The organism is Pseudomonas sp. PvP009, from assembly GCF_017832995.1.
GTDB lineage: Bacteria > Pseudomonadota > Gammaproteobacteria > Pseudomonadales > Pseudomonadaceae > Aquipseudomonas > Aquipseudomonas syringae.
This window is the reverse complement of record NZ_JAFIBG010000001.1, coordinates 2722336-2741862: the sequence shown is the minus strand read 5'-3', so window position 1 is coordinate 2741862 and position 19527 is coordinate 2722336. Positions and strand designations below refer to the sequence as shown.

Sequence of the window (19527 nt, the reverse complement as noted above, 5' to 3'; positions counted from 1 at the left end):
TTACGGATGGCGTCAATCGCAACCCACGACCTGACCCTGAGTTACCAGCGGCAGGTGATCATCGACAGTCTTGATCTGCAGTTACCCGCAGGCCAGGTGACCGTGCTGATCGGCAGTAACGGTTGCGGCAAAAGCACCTTGCTAAAATCCTTGGCGCGCCTGCTCAAACCCCAGCAGGGCACCGTCGTGCTCAACGGTGCCGACATTCACCAGAAGTCCACTGCGACCGTCGCGCGTGAACTGGCGATTCTGCCGCAGATGCCCAGCGCACCGGAAGGCATAAGCGTGCGGCAACTGGTGGCGCTGGGGCGTTATCCGTATCAGAACTGGATGCAGCAATGGTCCGCCGAGGATGAAGCCATGGTCGCACGGGCTCTGGCGCAAACCGGCATGCAGGACCTGGCCGACAGACCCGTCGATGCCCTGTCAGGCGGCCAGCGTCAGCGCGCATGGATCGCCATGACCCTGGCGCAGGATACCGACATTGTATTGCTGGACGAACCGACGACCTTTCTCGATCTGGCTCATCAGATCGAAGTGCTGGACCTGTTGCGCGACCTGAATCGGCAAGAGGGCAAGACCATCGTGATGGTCCTGCATGACCTGAATCTGGCCTGCCGTTACGCCGATCACATGGTTGCCGTCCACGAACGCAGCGCCTTTGCCCAAGGGCGTCCGGCCGATATCCTCAGCGAGGCGCTGGTCAAGCAGGTCTTCGGCCTCAACTGCCGGATCATCGCCGATCCATTCTTTGGTACGCCGCTGTGCATCCCCTTTGGCCGGGAACTGCCGCAATGAGTCTGGCGCAGGCGTTCAGCGAATCTGAATGGGCGTTGCTGTCCGAGGCGCTGCGGCTCAGGCCGGCAGGTGAGCACGATCCGCGCTCACTATCGGCCCGCGCGCTGCTGGACGACGCAGTCTGCGAGCAATTGCTTGGCGTGTTGGGGCCGGTGATCGGTTCTCCGACACAGGCAATCACCGCATCACTGCTGGCCAAGCGCATTTCTTTCTTGAGCACCGGTGCCTGCCTGTACGCGATGTCGGTCTACGACAAGGGCCTGACCCTGTCGCTGGACAACAGCGTGATCGAATACTCGCATGATGATGGCCTTTGGACCTCGTCAATGCCTTTGCTCGATACAACGCCAGTGGGTTATGAGCCGGATGCTCGCGAAGCATGGCGTGATCAGATCGCCACCACTTTGTTCCGCGACCTGCTTCAGCCGCTGTGGGAAACCTTCAACCGTGTCACTGGCATTTCCCGACGCATTCTGTGGGAAAACACCGCAGTACGCGTGTATTCGCTGTACGACAAGCGCATGGACAAGGTTGAAGACCCGGCGATCCGGCAGCGCTGTGAAGCCGATTTCGACTGGCTGCTGCACCAGGCCGATCCCACGCTGTTCGGCCTGACCTACAACCCGCTCAAACACTTCCGCCGTCCGCCGGTTGTGCTGGAAGCCGAAGGCAAAAGCATCCGTTTTCGGCGCACCTGCTGCTTCTATTACGACGCCAGCAACCCCGTCGAGTATTGCTCGACCTGTCCGTTACTGAGGCCCAAAAAATGTCGATGAACAAGCAGATTGCACACCGCCAGCAACAACTCAGCGACGCCGTCATAGAGCAATACCGTGACATTGCCGCGTCAACCATCGGCCACCTGACCGACGCGGGTTACCTGCGCGGGATCAGACCGCTGTTCGAGGGGGCCAGACTGGTTGGCAACGTTGTCACGGTCAAACTGCAACTGCCCGACGGCAGCATTTTGCGCGATGCACTGCTGAACAGCCTGCCAGGCGATGTACTGGTGATCGAATGTGTCGGCGACGAGCATTGCGCCTGCTGGGGCGAACTGCGCACCCTGGCCGGGCTCATCAAGGGGCTTGCCGGCGTCATCGTCTCGAGCGCAGTCACCGACGTTGCCGCCTTGCGCGAACATCGTCTTCCCGTGTTCAGCCGGGGAGTCAGCGCAATGACAACGCGCAGTCTCGGGGAAAGCGGCGAGCTCAATGGACTGATCCATATAGGCGGCGTGGAGGTGAGGCCAGGGGACATTGCAGTCGGGGATGATGACGGCGTATTTATCCTGAGTCCGCAACAGGCGAACGAACTGTTACCCGAGTTGCTGGGCAAGGAGAGTGCGGACCGAAAAAGAAGGGAAGAACTTATCGACAGACTGAATGGGCGCCAGCCGGAAATCGGAAGTTAACATTGACACGATGTTTAATATTTGGATCCTATATCCACAATTAGACAATAGGCGCGTCTTTTATGTATTAAGTTTGCTAGCCCTGCTCAAGATTGCGATTCCATGACCGATGCAGATTGGAAACCCAAACTGTCCCGGATAGCCGCAATGTTCAATTCGCATTTGAAAAACACCAATAAGGCATTGGAGCGCCGCCTCGCCATGCTTGAGCAAGCAGGGCAAATCCTCAATCTGGAGACAGTTGCCGTCGTGCTGGATGGCACGGGCAAAATACAGACCGTCAACGCGTTGTTCGAGACGGAGATGAGCTACGCACAAGCAGAACTCGTCGGACGCAACCTGTCTGATCTGAGCCCGCCGGAACTGAACGGTGACGTTCACCAGAAGCGCGCATTGACCGCGATTCGAGACGGCAAGCACTTCAGCGGTACGTTACGCCTGGTCAGCAAGACCGGGTCCAGGGTGTGGCTGAGAACCGTGGTCGTACCCTATAAAAATGAAACCGGCGGCGTCGAACAGATCACCCTGTACTCGAGTGTTCTGACGCGAACGATTGAAGCCTCTCGCGAGAACGAGGCGCTGGTCAATGCACTGCAACGCTCCACCGCCGTTATCGATTTCACCCTCGATGGCATTGTCATCGGCGCCAATGACAACTTTCTGAGGGCGATGGGGTACGAGTTGAATCAGATAAAGGGCAAACATCACAAGATGTTTTGCGTGCCTGAAGAGTCTGCCTCTGACGCATATACCCGATTCTGGGAAAGACTGCGTCGGGGGGAGTTTATCGTCGATCGTTTCCGCCGAATTGACAAAGGCGGTCGTGATGTATGGCTGGAAGCTTCTTACAACCCTATTACCGACGCCAACGGCAAACTCTATAAAATTGCCAAGTTCGCAACGGTTATCACTGAACAGGTTGAGCGCGAGAAAGCCGTCGCTGAAGCCTCTGAAATGGCGTATCAAACTTCTATCGATACTGACAGCAGCGCACAGCAAGGCCGCAAAGTCATCAAGGACACGCTGCAGATGCTCGGCCAACTGACCATTTCAATGGAAGAAGCCACACGAGGTATCGAAGCACTGGACTCACAAAGTCAGGTGATTGGAACAATCATCAAAACCATCAGCGGCATCGCCGAACAAACCAACCTGCTCGCGTTGAACGCAGCGATTGAGGCCGCCAGGGCCGGCGAACAGGGCAGGGGCTTCGCAGTGGTGGCCGATGAGGTGCGCCAGTTGGCCTCTCGCACGACAAAAGCGGCGGAAGAAATTGTAAGCGTCGTGAAGACCAACCAAAGCCTGGCCTCAGATGCAGTGGGCGTGATTGTGCGCAGTACCGAACAGGCGTCCGAGGCGCTGGTATTGGCCAACGACGCAGACCGTGTGATTCAGGAAATCCAGCACGGCGCAAACACTGTAGTGCGGGCCGTCAGCCGATTTGTGGACCAGCGCTCCAGCTAAGTGCGTGAGCAGTCGAGTCGACTCAGGCGAGGCGTTTGAATCGGAGGTCGCGACAGGAGGACGGAAATTTTTCCGCGACCTCCAACTGAGCTATCAGGTAGGATGAATGGCAGCCTTGGCCAGAATCAACAATCTGGCCGAGACAGAGGAGCCATTAGAAAACACTCTTTGAACACTTCGTGGCACGTAAGAGAGACGCTATGAACTGGCACACGTGGTGGGTATTTGCGGTTACTGTTTTCCTGCTGTCAGGGACGCCGGGGCCTAATATGTTGCATGTGCTTTCCAGAGCCGTTTCGTTAGGTTTCGCAAGAAGTATTCCCGCGATGATCGGCTGCCTGGTTGCTGTTGTTGCGGTACTCAGTATTTCGGCTGCCGGCCTTGGCGCGTTGCTTGCCGCATCCCCAAGGGCATTTGAAGCGCTACGTTATCTCGGCGTAGCTTACCTTTTCTGGCTGGGCTACAAGGCATGGCGCGGGTCAGCGCAATCACCACAAGACGCACCTGTGTCTGGCCCAGCGGTGTCGAGCTGGCGCGTGTTCATCAACGGACTCATTGTAGGATTTGGAAACCCTAAACTCCTGCTCTTCGCAGCTGCATTCCTGCCTCAGTTCATTGTTCCCAGCCAGCCGCAAATGACCCAGCTCATTATTCTGGTTATGACTTTTGCTGCGTGCGAGATGTTCTGGTACATGGCGTATGCGCTAGGCGGAACTCAACTCCGCCGATATTTAACTCGCCCTGCTATGCGCCGAGCGTTCGATCGTTTTACCGGGGTGCTCTTTGCAGGCTTCGGTGTTCTGCTTCTTCGCTTTCGCCCACAATGATCGCACGATGGACAGTGGCTAATAGTCGGCATTAGCTGTCGGCTGCTGCACCTCAGGTGTGAATGGATAAAAATCAGTACCGCCATTTTATGTATAGAAACTCCATAGGGCCCCGGCCGTAAACCAGATACTCATCGCAACCCCGGCGCCCTTAGGCTTTGCGGATGTTTTTGATCACACGGATTTGCATCCGCACGATGTCCAACTGCTTGCCAATGAAATGCTTGCGGCAACCGCAGGTCAGTTCGTGCTCGGGTAGTTCGTGGATGACTTCGATACGTAGCAATTCAGCCAACAGGGTTTTGCGTTTACCACAGCGTTTGACCGGTACAACGTGTTGCGCTGCCACCGAAGCACCGCGCCCAGATCAGGTCTCCAAGGCGGCCGAGTGGAATCCATCGGCGGGGTAAGGTGCCTGATTCAGATATAAGCATTCCTTATTGTCGATGACTCATGGACTATATGCCCATTTGGCTGCCTCTCTGAGGCAAGCGCTCGCATCTGCAGGAGCCCGTGAATGAACATCAAGATTGAGGCGCTGATCGCCCGGAAGATCGGTTTCGCCTCCCACCAGAACGCCGTACCGCTCGTACGTGAATTGAGTATCTGGAACCAGGAAGAAAGCGGTTTTGAAAACCTGACCCTGACTTTAAGCACCGATCCGGATTTCGTAGAGAGCCGCACTTGGCTTATAGACCGCATTCATGCAGGTGATCGCCTCAACATTTCCGAGCGTGATATCAAGCTTAACGCAGGTTATTTGTCCGGGCTGACTGAAAGCCTTAGCGCTGAGGTGGTGATGCGCCTGTCCCAGGGCGACAATGTACTCGTCGAGCAGCGCTTCCCGACAGAACTGCTGGCGCGCGCAGAGTGGGGCGGCTTGAGCGCCATGCCGGAGTTGCTTGCGGCTTTTTGCATGCCCAATGATCCCGCAGTAGATCGGGTACTCAAAGCGGCCTCACAGGTTTTGCGGCGCGCAGGCAAGAAAGATGGCATCGACGGCTATGAAAGCAAGTCGCGCACGCGAACCTGGGAGCTTGCCTCTGCTATTTGGTCCGGAGTGTGCAGCTTTCAGTTGAGCTATGCATTACCCCCGGCCAGTTTTGAGCAACAGGGGCAGAAGGTCCGGCCTCCGAGTGTGGTTCTGGAAAACGGCGTGGCGACCTGCTTGGATACTGCATTGCTGTTTGCTGCAGCTTTGGAGCAGGCGGGCTTGAATGCCCTGCTTATCATGACTAAGGGACACGCATTTGCAGGCGTATGGTTGCAGCCTCAAGAGTTTTCTCAATTGTTAACCGATGAGGCGTCGGCAGTACGCAAACGCCTGGATCTGAAGGAAATGGTGGTATTCGAAACCACGCTTGCCACACAGACACCTGCGCCGGGCTTCTCCCAGGCGATTACAGTCGCCGAGCGTCAGCTAGATGATGAGCAGTTCATCATGGCCATCGATTTGCACCGCGCCCGAATGCAGAAGATTCGTCCGATGGCGCTCGTCTCAGTAACCGAGGGATCGGATGATACAGCCGATGCTCCACCCACTATTGAAGGGCTGGAGGAGGCTCCGGCACTCCCGGGGTTCGATGTCGAAATAAATACGGATAGCGAAGGTCCAGCGGACAAGCTGACGCTGTGGCAACGCAAGCTGCTGGATCTGACGACTCGCAATCGTCTCCTGCACCTTCCGGACAGCGCAAAGGGCGTGCGCCTGATATGCCCGGATCCGGCCGTGCTTGAAGATCTGCTTTCCAGTGGCCAGCGCATTCGCATCCTGTCAGTGCCTGACTTGAAAAGCAGTGGCCGGGATGTGGCCCTGTACGAGCAGCAGAATAATGAAAACCTGGTCGACGAAGTTGCTCGTCAGGCGCTTGCTCGTGGTGAAGTGCTCGCCACTCTGGAAAAGGTAAAACTTGAAGCAACCCTGATTGATCTGTTCCGAAAGGCGAGTAGCGATCTGGAAGAGGGCGGTGCAAACACACTGTTTCTGGCCATCGGCTTTCTCAAATGGAAGAAGAGTGCAGACGACCCTAAAACCTATTCCGCGCCCCTGATTTTGCTGCCAGTAAAACTTGAACGCAAAAGTGCCTTGTCCGGGGTGACGCTCAGTCTTCTTGATGAAGAACCGCGTTTCAACCTGACGCTGCTTGAATTGCTGCGCCATGACTTCGAGTTGGTAATTCCCGGACTGGACGGCGAACTACCCAGTGATGAAAGTGGCATTGATGTGACGGGTATCTGGAACCTGGTGCGGCGAGCAGTGCGTGACGTGCCAGGTTTCGAGGTGAGTATCGAACTTGTGTTGGGCACCTTCTCATTTGCCAAATACCTGATGTGGAAAGACCTGAATGCCAACGCAGCACAGCTGCTGCAAAGCCCTTTGGTCAAGCATTTGCTGGACCCCTCTGAGGAAGATGAGGGCTTCTCCGGTTCAGACGAGTTTCCCAGACCAGAGCATTTGGACTCGTCAGTAACGCCCGCCATGCTTTTCGCCCCGTTGCCGGCCGACTCTTCACAGTTATCTGCCGTGGTGGCATCTGCCGGTACTCATAGCTTCGTCATGGATGGGCCTCCGGGAACCGGTAAGTCGCAAACCATTGCCAACATGATTGCCCACAATCTGGCCTTGGGCCGTCGCGTACTGTTCGTGGCAGAGAAGCGCGCAGCCCTGGACGTGGTTTACCGTCGCCTGGCAGAACAGGGGCTGGGCGAGTTTTGCCTGGAGCTACACTCAAGCAAGGCCTCTAAAGTTGAAGTACTCAAACAACTGGACCGCGCCTGGGATGTCAGCGATGCGTTGAGCCCGGAGGAGTGGGAACGTGAAGCCACTCGTTTGCAGACGCTGCGCTCGCGACTCAACGAACTGGTCGAGGTACTGCACCGACGCTGGAGCAACGGGCTCTCCCTGCATCAGGCGATTGGTCGTGTGGTTCGTGATCATGGCCCTCAAACACCCAGGCTGACCTGGCCATCAGACACGCAACATGATGCAGCCCAGTACAGCCAGTTGCTGGACCTTTCGCGTCGGTTAGGCTTGAACGGTGATGCCGCACGTAATCTGTCAGGCAAATTCGGCGCTCTGGCGCAGACCCAGTGGTCGAACGCCTGGCAGGCACAAATTGCAAATGCCTCACGTGAGCTGCCGCAGGCCCTTGACGCGCTGAGTGCCACGAGTGAAAGTCTTCTTGGCCTTACGCACCTTGACTTGCCTGTATCTGAACCGGCGCAGGTTCAGCACCTTAACGAATTGGCGACTCTGGTCGTGGAGTCCTATGGACTGAACCTCTCATTCGCTTTTGCACCCGATGCGGTCGCGCGTATCGAAGCAGCCCGGCGCGCGTGCCAGTTAATCGAAAGCTATCGAGAGCTTGAGGAAGGTCTGTCGCTGGATTATGCAGACGAAGCCTGCCGTCGCATTCCCGTTGAGGCGATGCGCAGCGAATGGCGAGATGCCGAAGGAAAGTTCTGGTTTCTGGCGACTTTCGCCAAGAAAAAGGTCGCGAAGAAACTGGCCTCTTCAGGTGGCGCAGCAGGCCTGCCGGACACGCTTGGCGACCTGGCGATTTTCGAGCGCCTGCTCGCGCAACTGAACGAACTGGATACATTAGCCGTTGGCCTGCAGTCGATCCCGGGCTGGCAGGGCCTGAGCAGTGACGTGTCACAGATATTTCGTGCAGCCTCAATGGCTGAAAACCTGCGCGGACTGATGAGCGGCGTGGCCGAATCACCGGACCACCTCGTTTCATTGCGCGGCGCCGTCGCGCGGCTGGTCGTTGAGGCAAATGAAATGTTGGCGCCGGGCGGGCAAATCGGCGTAGCGTTATCAGCCTTGCAACAGGCTTTGTCACGCTATGAAGACGCCGCTCGACTGTTTGCCGAATTGTCTGTAGCCGGTACAGATAAACAACTGAGCGCTACTGCCTTGCGGGCTACTTCGCTGTCGATCCAGCAACAGGAGGAGCAACTCAAGGCATGGTGCGATTGGTGCCGGGTTCGCGAACAGGCGGGGGAGGCTGGTTTGGCAAGTCTGGCCCATGCGCTCGAAGCAGGGGGGCTGTCACCTGCAGCAAGCGAGGAAACCTTCATCACGGCCTATGCTCATTGGTTCGCCACGCAAGGTATAGACGGCGAACCGCTGTTGAGGAATTTCGTGGCTGCCGAGCACATGAGTGACATTGCGGCTTTCGTGCGTCTGGACGACGAAATGGCCAAACTGACGGTGCGCTACATCCGGGCCAAACTGTGTGGCTTGATCCCCTCCAAAAATGACATCCCCAAGAGCAGCGGCTTTGCCATTCTCAAACATGAATTGCAGAAGTCCCGCCGGCATAAACCTGTCAGGCAACTGGCTGTTGAAATGGGCGACGCACTCAATCGCTTGGCCCCTTGCATGTTGATGAGCCCGCTGTCGATTGCGCAATTCCTGCCCGCCGATCAACCGCCCTTCGATCTGGTCATTTTCGACGAGGCTTCGCAGATTGCCCCATGGGACGCAATCGGTTCGATAGCTCGCGGCAGACAAGTCGTTATCGCAGGTGACCCGCGTCAAATGCCGCCGACGAACTTTTTCAACCGTGGCCCGAATGCCAGCGACGACGATACCGCGGAAGACATGGAAAGCATTCTGGACGAATGCCTGGGAGCAGGGGTGCCAAGTCACAGTCTGAGCTGGCACTACCGGAGTCGCCATGAAAGCCTGATTGCCTTCTCCAATCACCGTTACTACGACAGTAATCTCATCACCTTCCCGGCAGCAGAGACCCGTGCAAGTGCCGTCGAGTGGCGCAGGGTCGACGGCGTCTACGCAAAAGGCAAAGGGCGTTACAACCAGGCTGAAGCCGAAGCTATCGTCAGCGAGACAGTCAAGCGCCTTACCGATCCCGCGTTCGTGGCTGCTGGCCATTCGATCGGTATTATCACGCTCAACTCTGATCAGCAAAAACTGATCAATGATCTGCTGGACAACGCCCGCAAGCAATACCCGCAGATCGAGCCGTTTTTTCAGGACACACAGACCGAGCCGGTTGTCGTCAAGAATCTGGAAACAGTCCAGGGGGATGAGCGCGATCTGATCATGCTCGGGATAGGCTATGGCCCGACCGAGCCGGGTGCGCAGGTCATGTCGATGAACTTCGGCCCCCTCAACAAGGACGGCGGCTGGCGCAGGCTTAACGTGGCGATCACACGGTCTCGCCGGGAAATGCTGGTGTTCTCATCCTTTGACCCGTCAATGATCGACCTGAACCGCACCAATGCCCGTGCAGTCCGTGATTTGAAGCATTTCATAGAGTTTGCGCAACGCGGACCAAGAGCCTTGGCCGAGGCGGTACAAGGCTCGGTCGGTGGTTATGACTCGCCGTTCGAGGAAGCAGTCGCTCAAGGGCTACGGCGCCTCGGTTGGCAAGTGGTGCCGCAGATTGGTGTGTCGCGTTTCCGCATTGACTTGGGAATCGTTCACCCTGACCGCCCGGGTGACTATCTGGCCGGCGTCGAATGCGATGGCGCTACCTATCACAGCGCCGCCACCGCTCGGGATCGGGACAAGGTCCGCGGAGCAATTCTCAGTGGCCTCGGCTGGAACCTGGTGCGGCTATGGTCCACTGAGTGGTGGGTAGACAAGGAAGGTGCATTGCAGAGACTGAACGCAGCGTTGAATGATCTTTTGGTGCAATCCCGGGAGGAGACAGCAGATCAACAGATAACCGAACAGCCAGCGGCCGAGCCCATCGTCATAGACTTCTCCACCGTACCCCGCATCAGTGGAGAGTCGCCTGATGAGCGGGTTGCTTCCATCAGTGAGTTGCCAGCAGAGATGGGTGAGAGCCGCATCGCGCTGTCTCATGGCCTTACACCTGCCGCCGCGGAGCAGAAGGGTATCTATCGCATAGCCGACCTTTCTTCTCTCGCACCACTGATCCAGGCTGACCAGTTTCACCTGCCTGGTTACACTCCGGTACTTCGTCAGCTCATTGAGGAAGTGCTGCGCCAGGAAGCGCCGATTCGCGACTCAGCTTTAATCCAGCGTATTGCGCGTGCACATGGCTTCCAACGATCAGGACGGCTTATCAGAGACAGAGTGCTGGAATTGGCGGAGCAGCACCATTATGTTCAACAAGCTGGGTTTGAAGAGGTATTCGTCTGGCACTCGGAAGGCGATGTAAATGAATGGTCGACTTACCGTGTTCCGGCGTCAGGCGATGAAGCGCGCTCCATCGAAGAGATTGCGGCGGAAGAGTTACGCATCGCCGCGAGCATTGTTGATGCAGAAGATAAGCCCCAAGAGGTTGCCCGGTTGCTGGGCGTCAAACGCCTCACCGGGGCTGCTCGTGAACGAATGGAGCGAATCTTTAGCGCATAAGACGTGACTGTTCGACGCACTGGGCTCTCTGACAAGCGAAAAGGTCGGAGGGCGCCAGGTTCCGCTAAGGTGCAGCATATTCCCTGACGGCAATCCTTATCGCATTATCCATTTCAAGTCACCGGACCGTTCACCCATATCATTCTGCCGACCATAGCCGCACACACCGTGAGCACCAGCGCAGTCCCTAGAAATACGCTACCCATGCCGAAGTAACCGCCTAAAAGCCCTCCGGCCAATGGGCCAATTACTTGCCCAAGATACTGGCTCGATGTGGAGTAACCGAGCATCTTTCCGACGACCTCATTCGGTACTGAATGACGGATAATGGCCGCAACGCAAGGTAATAAGCCTCCCAATGCAAGGCCCATGACAAAACGTAATGCTGCAAGTTGCCAAACGTTGCTCACCCACGCTTGAGGAATCAGGGTCAGTGCTGTCATCGCCAAACAGCCGGCCAGCACCGGCAGGTAACCGATCCGGTCCGCCAAGCGGCCCAGGCGCGACGCAGCGATAATGCTGCCAAGCGCTGTGGCTGACATCACTACGCCAGCCATAAGTGTCACGTGATCAGCCTTCAACTGCCTGAGGTAAACGGTAATGATCGGCTCGACAGACATGGTCGAGAACATCACCAGACTAGCTATGACAAACATGCGTTTCACCATCCCTCGCTGCTTTCTGCTGAGCCGCGTTAGGGCTGGCAAAGGCCTGTTAGCTGATCGGGAACAAGCGAGTCGCGGCCTCTCATGAAGCAACAACAGAGTTGCAAGGAAAGTGATGAAAATCACTCCCCCCGCCAGAAAAAAACTGTTGCGAATACCCACCAGCAGCGGTAATACACCGCCTATCAAAGGCCCTGCCAGACTGCCAGCCATAATTCCAGATGACAAAATGCCAAGTGCCCAGCCAGAACGTGACTTGGGCGTTTGCGTGGCGACCAAGATGGTTGCCCCCGAGGCGTACCCGCCTAACAAACCGGCCAGAAGCCTTAGCAATAACAACTGCCAGACAGTTTGGGCCAAGCCGATCAAAGACATCGCCACAGCCATGCCAAGGCTGGCACGGATTAACATCAGCTTACGCCCGTAACGATCACCCAAGCGCCCCCATAGGGGAGCAGTCAGCGCGGCGGAAAAAAACGCCGCTCCGTATATCGCCCCCGACCACAGCACGACAGCCGCCGGGTCACTGACCCCCAGTTGCTCAACATACAGTGGCAGGAAAGGCAGCAATAAGGTCATGGCAACGATGGTAGTGAATACACCGAATACACAAACACAAAGGTTACGAAGCCAGTGAGGGTCGTAATCAGTCAGTGGTAAAGCGGGTCTGTCGGTTGAAGATGGCATAAGTAACTCCTGGCAAGGAAACCAGAGTAAAGAGCACCATCCAATAAATAAAATTCATGTTTTTTATATGTTTCATTCCATTCTGGAATAGCTGGACGATAAATCCTCCAGACTTAAATAGCGGGTTTCCGGATATCAGATAGAGCGCGAGTAGTTCGTCCAAGTGGCAGCTGCTGGCCCTCTCATCACTGAACATAGTCCTCAACGATCAACCTGGCAGAGCCGCTAAAGCGCTCGTCGGAGCGTAATTCGGGTCAATTCCGAAGGTTTGCCGAGGCGAATGGCAAACCCGGGCCAGAGGGCGGTGCCGTTGTTGACGTACAGTTGCATTCCGCCCACATCATAAAGCCCTGACACAAATCCGCCATTGGCCAGGGCCAGCAACCAGTGAAGACCGAAGATCATGCCGCCATGGGTATGCCCGGAGAGTTGCAGCGCTACGCCGTGGGTCGCTGTTTCCTTCGCGTTTCTGGGTTGGTGGTCGAGCAGGATGATCGGCGTGTCTTTCGCGATGCCTGCTATGGCTTTTTGCAGGTCTGGCGCAGGGAAGCCGGTTTTCGGCGCAGTGACGTCGGTGACGCCGGCCAGAGCGATGCGTGCACCGTCGTGCTCGATCATCGTGTGGCTGTTGGCGAGAGGGATCATTCCCAGAGACACGAAGTGCTGCATCCACGCCTGATTGTCGAAAAAGTACTCGTGGTTGCCGGGAATGACGTACACGCCGTCCGGTGCACGCAAATCGCGCAGGGCCTCGATATCCTCTTTCCGGTTGCTTAGCGATCCATCAATCAGATCGCCGGTGATGACGATCAGATTCACCCCCAGCGCATTTGACTGCTGTACCACCGCCTGGGTCCAAGGCGCATCGAACAGGCGACTGATGTGCATGTCGGTCAGTTGCAATACTTGGTAGCCCTCGAATTGCGGAGGCAGGTTTTTAATCGCGATCTGGATGTCTTTCACCGGCGGCACGCGCACAGCCTGCTGGACGCCGACTGCTGCCAGCAGTAGAGCTGCCACACCGATGAAGTAACGCAGATTGGCCGGAATGCTCAGCGTCTGCCGGCGCACCAACATCGTCAGCAACGTGCCGATGTCGACGATGATTTGCAGTACCGCAAGCAACAGGATTGCGCCGAACGCCCAGTTGAACAGCATCACGACGTAGCGAGGAAACTCCGGCGAGAACACGCTGCCGGAAGAAAACCGGCAATACAAATGGTATTGCGAGGCAAGGACAAGCACTACGGCAACGGCGATTTTCGCCGATAGCGCCCAAGGCATCGGCCACAGGAACCGGGCGATGACGTACAGGCAGGGCATGCTGAACATGACATGAAACATTAACGTGCTCCGTTGGCCGTATTGATGAGGTGGGTAACTGCGTCAAGGGCACGGGCAGTAATGAGGTCGACCTCGTCATGCTGCAGCTTGTTGCCGGGCCGAGGTGTCAAAGATCTTCGTGCCGAGGTAGAACTTCGACACAAGCACAACCGTGATGCCAAGTTTCTTGTAACGGGCGGCGCTTGTCGAGCCATGCTTGAACGTAGCGAATATCGGTAGCCGCCGACATCAATGCCGCATGCCAGGTGCTTCTGTCCATGGCTGGACATGAAACTGTAGACCCGACGTTGCGCCGGCGGCGTTTTTTTGACCTGGGCAGCGTGGCTGATACCAAGGGTTTCATGGCTATCCGTTTTCAGCTAACGGATAATGTGCGAGTTCGAGGTTCATGCTGCAATCTGCCGCACAGGAGTTAATGATGGTCAAAACGCGTCCACGTCCCGCCGTGAATGGAGTCGCATCAGCGGATAGGGTGCTCACCGTTCTTTCTTCGTTTCAGATCGGAGACTCGGCCTTGAGCCTTGTGGAACTGGTAGAGCGCACCGGACTGATCAAAAGCACGATCATGCGTTTGATGGTTTCCCTGGAAACCTATGGTTTCGTCAATCGCCTTGCAGACGGTCGCTACATGCTCGCGAGCGAAGTCATGCGCCTCAATGCGGTCTATCAGGATGCCCTGGATCTTGAGCGGCATGTGTTGCCAAGGTTGCACAAGCTGACCGGAGAAACCGGCGAGACCGCCTCTTTTTATGTGAAACACGGTGCCTATCGGTTGTGTCAGTACCGGGTCAACTCTCCTCACCGTCTGCGATTGCACATGCAGCCTGGAGACATGCGCCCCATGGACGGTGCGGCGAGTGCCGAAGCATTGCGTACACCGTATGCACGTGCAAAGGATGGGCTGGAGCCTTTTTACTCGAGCGGTGCGACGGATCCACATGCGGCCTCAATGGCGTTGCCCATTTTTGGCCCGCTGCATGAAAACATCGGAGCGTTGGTGCTTTCAGGCCCGTCGATGCGGCTGACCGCCGACTACGCAAAAGCGATCCGCTCCATCTTCATCGAGGTGGCTGACGACCTGACGCGCAGCCTGGGAGGGAAAAGCTTCGGCGAGGAGAAGGTGGCACATCGCGCACCGGCGGTCGACGAAGCGGTCTGAGTCCGGCAGCAGTGCGAAGTTTCCATAAACGGCCGACTTGAAGCGCTGCGCAAGGCAGCGTTTCAAACCGTTATCGCCAGTTTCTCAGTTGACCTCTACAGATTTGGCGTCCTCATGCACCTCACGCTTGCGGCTTCTGCCCATCACAACCACGGCGATTGCACCAGCCGTGCACAGCGCGGCCAGAGGCAGCAGAGCGATCGCATAACTTCCCGTGGCCTGGTGAATAGCACCATAAGCATTGACCATGATCCCGCCTCCGATCAGATTCGCCAGGGCGCCGATGGCCGCCAGCCCGGCAGCGGCCGTACTGCTCGAAAGCCAGTTGGACACCAGTGCCCAGAACGGACCTTTCATCGAGTAGGCGCCGATCAGCACCATGGTCAGCATCACGACAGTGGCGGGTAGAGAGGACGTGACCAGCGCCAGCAGCAGCCCCGCCGTGATCAAAAACAGGGTGGCGGAGGTGTGCCAGCGACGTTCATTGCTGCGGTCCGAGCTGCGCCCCCAGATGATCATGGCAACCGATGCAATACCGTAGGGGATGGCATTGACGAAGCCGATCTCCAGATTGCTCAGGCCAAAGCTTTTCAACAGCTGCGGTGCCCAGACGCTCATGGTGCTGCCTGCTGCAGACGCGCCTGAATAGATAAGCGCCATGACCCATATGTCCTTGTGCTTTAGCAGCTTCCACAGCGAGATATGGCCGGTGTTGGTCTTGAGCTTGCGCTCCTCGTCCAGCTTGTTGACCAGCCAGGTGCGCTGCTCGTCATCCAGCCAACGAGCCTGAGCGGGACGATCCGTCAAAATGAAAAGGCAGGCGATTCCCAGCAGTACGGCGGGGATACCCTCAAGAATGAACAGCCAATGCCAGCCCCTCATGCCCATCCAGCCGTCCAGTGTCAGCAGGTAACCCGAAAGGGGGGACCCCAGAAAGTTTGCACCTGGAATAGCGACCATGAAGATCGCCACCATGCGTGCGCGATAGGCCGACGGCAACCAGTAAGTCATGTACAGCAGCACGCCCGGGAAGAAACCTGCTTCGGCAGCACCCAGCAGAAAGCGCATGACGTACAGCGAGTTAGCGCCCTGCACAAAAGCCGTGCCTGCGGAAATCAGCCCCCAGGTGATCATGATGCGTGCAATCCAGATGCGCGCGCCGAATTTCTGCAGGGCCAGGTTGCTCGGCACCTCGATCAGAAAGTACGAGACAAAGAACAGGCTGCTCGCGAAACCGAAGATCGCCGGGCTAAGGCCAAGGTCATTATTCATCTGCAGCGATGCCATGCCGATATTGCCCCGGTCGATGATCGCTATCAGGTAACAGAGGATAAGGAAGGGAAGCAGTCGCCATGCGACTCGGCGCATGGTGGTGCGCTCGAGTTCGGTGACCGGTTGCGTCGGTTGGGTGCGGGCCATGGTGCTCTCCTGTGTTTATTTTTGTGGAGAAACGGTAGATGTTTGCCCCGCCAGCTCGGCAGCAGGGCGCAAGCTGGATCAGCTATCGAGAAATTGGCGATTCACGATACAGCGAGGATCAAGCGCGTCGCCGTCCCATACTTTGACGATCTGTTGAACAGCCAGCAGCCCCACGCGATCACGGGATTCGGTGGTATTGGCACCCGTATGCGGGGTGGCAACAAGATTCGGCAGTTGCCACAGCGGACTGTCGGCAGCAGGCGGCTCCGGATTGAACGTGTCCAGCCCCGCGCCTGCGATCCTGTTGGTTTGCAGCGCCTGGATAAGCGCCTGAGTATCGACCAGTTCGCCGCGAGCAGTATTGATCAAGATGCAATTGGAGCGCATGCGGTTCAGTTGCGCGGTACTGATCAGGTTGCGATTTTCGTCGGTCAGCGGGCAATGCAGGCTGATGATATCGCTGGATTCGATCAGGCGGTCAAAGTCGGTTTCGCGCTCGACGTGTGAACGTTCGGGTAGCGTTTTGAGGTAAGGGTCGAAGACCTTGACCTTCATCTGCAAAGGCGCAACCAGATCCATCAGGACGCTGCCGATCGCCCCCAGGCCAACCAGGCCCAATGTCTTGCCGAACAGCTCGATGCCGTTGGCGGTGGCCTTGTCCCAATGCCCCTGACGTGTACGGGCATCCAGCCAGGCAATGTGTCGAGCCACGCTGAACATGAGTGCAAAAGCATGTTCGGCCACGGATTGCGCATTCGCCCCGAGAGCGATCATGACAGGGACTCCTTTCTCTGCCGCCGCCTGAATATCGATGGTGTCGTAGCCGACCCCATGCTTGGCGACCGCCTTGAGCCTGGGGGATGCTTCGATCATTTCTCGCGTGAGCTTGCCTTGCCTGACGATGATCGCGTCGGGCTGTACGTCGCGGATGAGCGAGGTGAGCTCTTCAGCCGGCAGGTAGGGGGTGGAGGGGAAAATCTGAATGCCCAGATCATTCGCATAGCTCATCGCGTCGTGTGCCAGGGCGGGCCCTGTCAGCAGAATCTTGCGGGTCATGGATGCGTACCTTGTTCTTGTTTGCGTTCGCGTTTGGTGTGCGACCGGGCAGCAACTTCAGCCCGATGCCTAAAACCTACCATAATGAAATGCCATTTCACTATATTGATTTTTATCGATCTAAAAAGGGTTATTAATTCTTTTTTACTGCTTGATTGATTCTAAATGAAATGTGATTCTGAAATTGGCATTACGCAGCTTTTCGGCGGCACCCCATAATTTCAAGAGAGATATGCCCCATGACGATAGGATTCCGAGTCCTCGAAGCAGCCCGCAAAGTCAGCGCCGAGTGGGTGTCACGTTATCGCGACGTACCCGTCGCGAATGTCAGCGATTCGATGAATCGAATGACCGCAGGCGGCGCTCGCCTGCGTCCGATGCACCGTGAAGGTGTGCTGGCGGGGCCGGCATTGACTGTGAAAGCGCGGCCCGGTGACAACCTCATGCTCCATTACGCCATTGATATCGCCGAGCCTGGCGATGTGATCGTGGTGGATGCGGGGGGAGATCTGAGCAACGCGCTCATCGGCGAGATGATGGTGGCTTATGCGGTGAAGCGTGGCGTGGCAGGCATCGTCATCAACGGCGCGATTCGGGATGCAGGGAGCATCGCTGCCGGGACATTCCCGATGTTCGCAGCGGGCATTTCCCACCGTGGCCCCTACAAGGACGGACCGGGTGAGATCAACGTGGCCATTGCAATCGACGGGATGGTGATCGAACCGGGTGATCTGGTCATAGGCGATGAGGATGGCTTGCTGTGCGTACCCTACGACCAAGTCGCCGACGTCTATGATCGCGCCTCAGCCAAACACCATGCCGAACAAAAGCAACTGGAACAGATCGCCAGCGGAGAAAACGATCGCGCCTGGGTCCTGGAGTCTTTGAAGAAAAAGGGCTGCCAGCTACCGCAGTAACCTGGTGCACATGGCGTAAGCACGAGCGTGGCGCAACGCTGCGCCGTGCCGTGCCGTTACGCCACGCCAGGCGGTTGAAAAGGGCGGCCGGGATGTGAGTGTCGGACTTGATGCTCAGCGTTGAGCAGGTATCGTGTAGGCGACACATTGAAAAACACGCGGCTCTGAAAAGGGCCACACGATATTTTTCAAGGCGCGATACAGACACCTCTTCGCGCTGACTGCACAAGGATTATGTTCATGAAAGCTTTTCAGATCGGATCTCAACAAGGCCTGGACGCTTTGACCGCGACCACTCGGCCCGAGCCGATCGCCGGGCCGGGACAGGCCATAGTGGCGCCGCGCCTGGTGAGCCTCATCAGCCGGGATGTGCAAATCCTGCGTGGCACGTACGGCCCCAGACAATTACCAGAACGCATTCCCGTGTCCGAAGGCGTGGGTGAAGTCATCGCGGTAGGCGAGGGCGTCAGCCAGGTCAAACCGGGCGACCGGGTCATCTGCGGTCACTTTCCCAGCTGGCTGCAAGGCGAATTTCGCAGCAGTGTGTTCGCCCACGATGTCGGTGTCACCCATGACGGCTGGCTGGCTGAAAAAGTCGTATTGCCCGCCGCCGCATTGATTCACGTACCGGACGCGTTGGCTGACAAGGACGTTGCCGCACTGGCATCTGCAGGCCTGACCGCCTGGAACGCGCTGATGGAGGTGTGCAAGGTCAAACCGGGTGAACTCGTTCTGTGCCTGGGGACCGGCGGAGTGGCGCTGGCCGCGTTGAAACTGGCCAGGCTTCACGGCGCACGCGTGGCGATCACCTCATCGAGTGACGAGAAGCTTGAAATCGCGCGTCAGCTTGGCGCCGACATCACGATCAATTACCGCACGCACCCGGACTGGGCAGCGCAAGTCATGGCGCTCAGTGATAACGCAGGTGCCGACATTATTATCGAGACAGGAGGCCAGGACACCCTGGGGCAATCGATCGCGGCGGCTGCCGTCAACGGACGTATTGCAGTAATAGGCGTGACGCCAGGTCAGCACTCGCCGATTCCCGACTACCTGTCGCTGATCCTCAAAAACGTCACAATCAGAGGCATTGCCAACGGCAGCCGCGAGATGTTTGTCGACCTTATACGAGCCATCGAAGCGAATGGAATTGAAACGGTAGTCGCCAGGACATTCAAATTCGCCGAGGCCCCCGAAGCCTACGCGTATTTCGCCGCAGCACAGCACATCGGCAAGGTGTTGATCGAGTTTGAACAGGGGTGATCTCGCTGCGCCATAGTTGAACCTATAGCGAAAGGCTTACACGCGCTGGAGTGCATCAGCCCTGTACGACGTGCTCGCGAAGTAGCAATCTATAGCCATCAACCGTTACGCAGGAGGCGCTTCGGAGGTCAAGGATGATCACCATTGCCGGGACGGCTACTG

General features: G+C 57.1%; 13 protein-coding genes and 1 pseudogene. 9 read left to right on the top strand and 5 right to left on the bottom strand.

Annotation, left to right across the window (positions count from 1 at the left end; translation table 11 throughout):
• The first annotated feature begins 6 nt into the window (after nucleotides 1-6).
• The 5 genes from JOE29_RS11720 (at nucleotide 7) to JOE29_RS11700 (ending at nucleotide 4500) form a co-directional block, all read left to right on the top strand.
• Nucleotides 7-798, top strand: a complete 792-nt coding sequence (locus JOE29_RS11720; RefSeq protein ID WP_003318733.1) for an ABC transporter ATP-binding protein — start codon at nucleotides 7-9, stop codon at nucleotides 796-798.
• Nucleotides 795-1574: an IucA/IucC family C-terminal-domain containing protein gene (locus JOE29_RS11715; protein WP_044312788.1), complete on the top strand. Its 780-nt coding sequence runs from the start codon at nucleotides 795-797 to the stop codon at nucleotides 1572-1574. The genes JOE29_RS11720 and JOE29_RS11715 overlap by 4 nt, the downstream gene beginning before the upstream one ends.
• A complete protein-coding gene (locus tag JOE29_RS11710) occupies nucleotides 1565-2209 on the top strand; it encodes an RraA family protein (RefSeq protein ID WP_210080010.1) in 645 nt (214 codons plus the stop codon). The genes JOE29_RS11715 and JOE29_RS11710 overlap by 10 nt, the downstream gene beginning before the upstream one ends.
• A 102-nt stretch (nucleotides 2210-2311) precedes the next feature.
• A complete protein-coding gene (locus JOE29_RS25585) occupies nucleotides 2312-3673 on the top strand; it encodes a PAS domain-containing methyl-accepting chemotaxis protein (protein WP_074907813.1) in 1362 nt (453 codons plus the stop codon).
• Nucleotides 3674-3873: 200 nt separating this feature from the next.
• Complete coding sequence (locus JOE29_RS11700; protein WP_016568156.1) at nucleotides 3874-4500, top strand: LysE family translocator; 627 nt, start codon at nucleotides 3874-3876, stop codon at nucleotides 4498-4500.
• Nucleotides 4501-4654: 154 nt separating this feature from the next.
• Here JOE29_RS11700 and JOE29_RS11695 read toward each other — a convergent pair.
• Nucleotides 4655-4834, bottom strand: a pseudogene (locus JOE29_RS11695) (IS66 family transposase); the annotation flags it as partial.
• A 183-nt stretch (nucleotides 4835-5017) separates the two neighbouring features.
• On the opposite strand from JOE29_RS11695, the gene JOE29_RS11690 reads away from it, so the two are divergent.
• Entirely contained in the window at nucleotides 5018-10855 is a 5838-nt protein-coding gene (locus tag JOE29_RS11690; protein ID WP_210079533.1) for a DUF3320 domain-containing protein, read from the top strand.
• A 113-nt stretch (nucleotides 10856-10968) separates the two neighbouring features.
• Here the strand turns inward: JOE29_RS11690 and JOE29_RS11685 are convergent, their stop codons facing one another.
• Both JOE29_RS11685 and JOE29_RS11680 read right to left on the bottom strand, forming a co-directional pair.
• Nucleotides 10969-12207, bottom strand: coding sequence for an MFS transporter (locus tag JOE29_RS11685; RefSeq protein WP_010429165.1), 1239 nt, complete (start codon nucleotides 12205-12207; stop codon nucleotides 10969-10971).
• 225 nt (nucleotides 12208-12432) lie between these two features.
• A complete protein-coding gene (locus JOE29_RS11680; protein ID WP_044312786.1) occupies nucleotides 12433-13551 on the bottom strand; it encodes a metallophosphoesterase in 1119 nt (372 codons plus the stop codon).
• A gap of 418 nt (nucleotides 13552-13969) precedes the next feature.
• Between JOE29_RS11680 and JOE29_RS11675 the strand changes: the two genes are divergently transcribed.
• Nucleotides 13970-14710, top strand: coding sequence for a helix-turn-helix domain-containing protein (locus JOE29_RS11675; RefSeq protein WP_003420515.1), 741 nt, complete (start codon nucleotides 13970-13972; stop codon nucleotides 14708-14710).
• Between the two features lie 84 nt (nucleotides 14711-14794).
• On the opposite strand, the gene JOE29_RS11670 is transcribed toward JOE29_RS11675, so the two are convergent.
• Both JOE29_RS11670 and JOE29_RS11665 read right to left on the bottom strand, forming a co-directional pair.
• Nucleotides 14795-16129: an MFS transporter gene (locus tag JOE29_RS11670; RefSeq protein ID WP_210079532.1), complete on the bottom strand. Its 1335-nt coding sequence runs from the start codon at nucleotides 16127-16129 to the stop codon at nucleotides 14795-14797.
• Between the two features lie 78 nt (nucleotides 16130-16207).
• Complete coding sequence (locus tag JOE29_RS11665) at nucleotides 16208-17185, bottom strand: hydroxyacid dehydrogenase (protein WP_044312784.1); 978 nt, start codon at nucleotides 17183-17185, stop codon at nucleotides 16208-16210.
• Nucleotides 17186-17424: 239 nt separating this feature from the next.
• Between JOE29_RS11665 and JOE29_RS11660 the strand changes: the two genes are divergently transcribed.
• Complete coding sequence (locus JOE29_RS11660; RefSeq protein ID WP_210079531.1) at nucleotides 17425-18102, top strand: RraA family protein; 678 nt, start codon at nucleotides 17425-17427, stop codon at nucleotides 18100-18102.
• A gap of 240 nt (nucleotides 18103-18342) precedes the next feature.
• Nucleotides 18343-19365 (top strand): NAD(P)-dependent alcohol dehydrogenase, encoded by a 1023-nt coding sequence (locus tag JOE29_RS11655; RefSeq protein WP_122254966.1) that lies wholly within the window; start codon nucleotides 18343-18345, stop codon nucleotides 19363-19365.
• Nucleotides 19366-19527 lie beyond the last annotated feature (162 nt).

Coding starts and splice junctions, on each gene's coding strand:
- JOE29_RS11665 (WP_044312784.1), bottom strand. CDS start 17,185: ATGACCCGCAAGATTCTGCTGACAGGGCCCGCCCTGGCACACGACGCG.
- JOE29_RS11670 (WP_210079532.1), bottom strand. CDS start 16,129: ATGGCCCGCACCCAACCGACGCAACCGGTCACCGAACTCGAGCGCACC.
- JOE29_RS11660 (WP_210079531.1), top strand. CDS start 17,425: ATGACGATAGGATTCCGAGTCCTCGAAGCAGCCCGCAAAGTCAGCGCC.
- JOE29_RS11710 (WP_210080010.1), top strand. CDS start 1,565: ATGTCGATGAACAAGCAGATTGCACACCGCCAGCAACAACTCAGCGAC.
- JOE29_RS11715 (WP_044312788.1), top strand. CDS start 795: ATGAGTCTGGCGCAGGCGTTCAGCGAATCTGAATGGGCGTTGCTGTCC.
- JOE29_RS11700 (WP_016568156.1), top strand. CDS start 3,874: ATGAACTGGCACACGTGGTGGGTATTTGCGGTTACTGTTTTCCTGCTG.
- JOE29_RS25585 (WP_074907813.1), top strand. CDS start 2,312: ATGACCGATGCAGATTGGAAACCCAAACTGTCCCGGATAGCCGCAATG.
- JOE29_RS11655 (WP_122254966.1), top strand. CDS start 18,343: ATGAAAGCTTTTCAGATCGGATCTCAACAAGGCCTGGACGCTTTGACC.
- JOE29_RS11680 (WP_044312786.1), bottom strand. CDS start 13,551: ATGTTTCATGTCATGTTCAGCATGCCCTGCCTGTACGTCATCGCCCGG.
- JOE29_RS11690 (WP_210079533.1), top strand. CDS start 5,018: ATGAACATCAAGATTGAGGCGCTGATCGCCCGGAAGATCGGTTTCGCC.
- JOE29_RS11720 (WP_003318733.1), top strand. CDS start 7: ATGGCGTCAATCGCAACCCACGACCTGACCCTGAGTTACCAGCGGCAG.
- JOE29_RS11685 (WP_010429165.1), bottom strand. CDS start 12,207: ATGCCATCTTCAACCGACAGACCCGCTTTACCACTGACTGATTACGAC.
- JOE29_RS11675 (WP_003420515.1), top strand. CDS start 13,970: ATGGTCAAAACGCGTCCACGTCCCGCCGTGAATGGAGTCGCATCAGCG.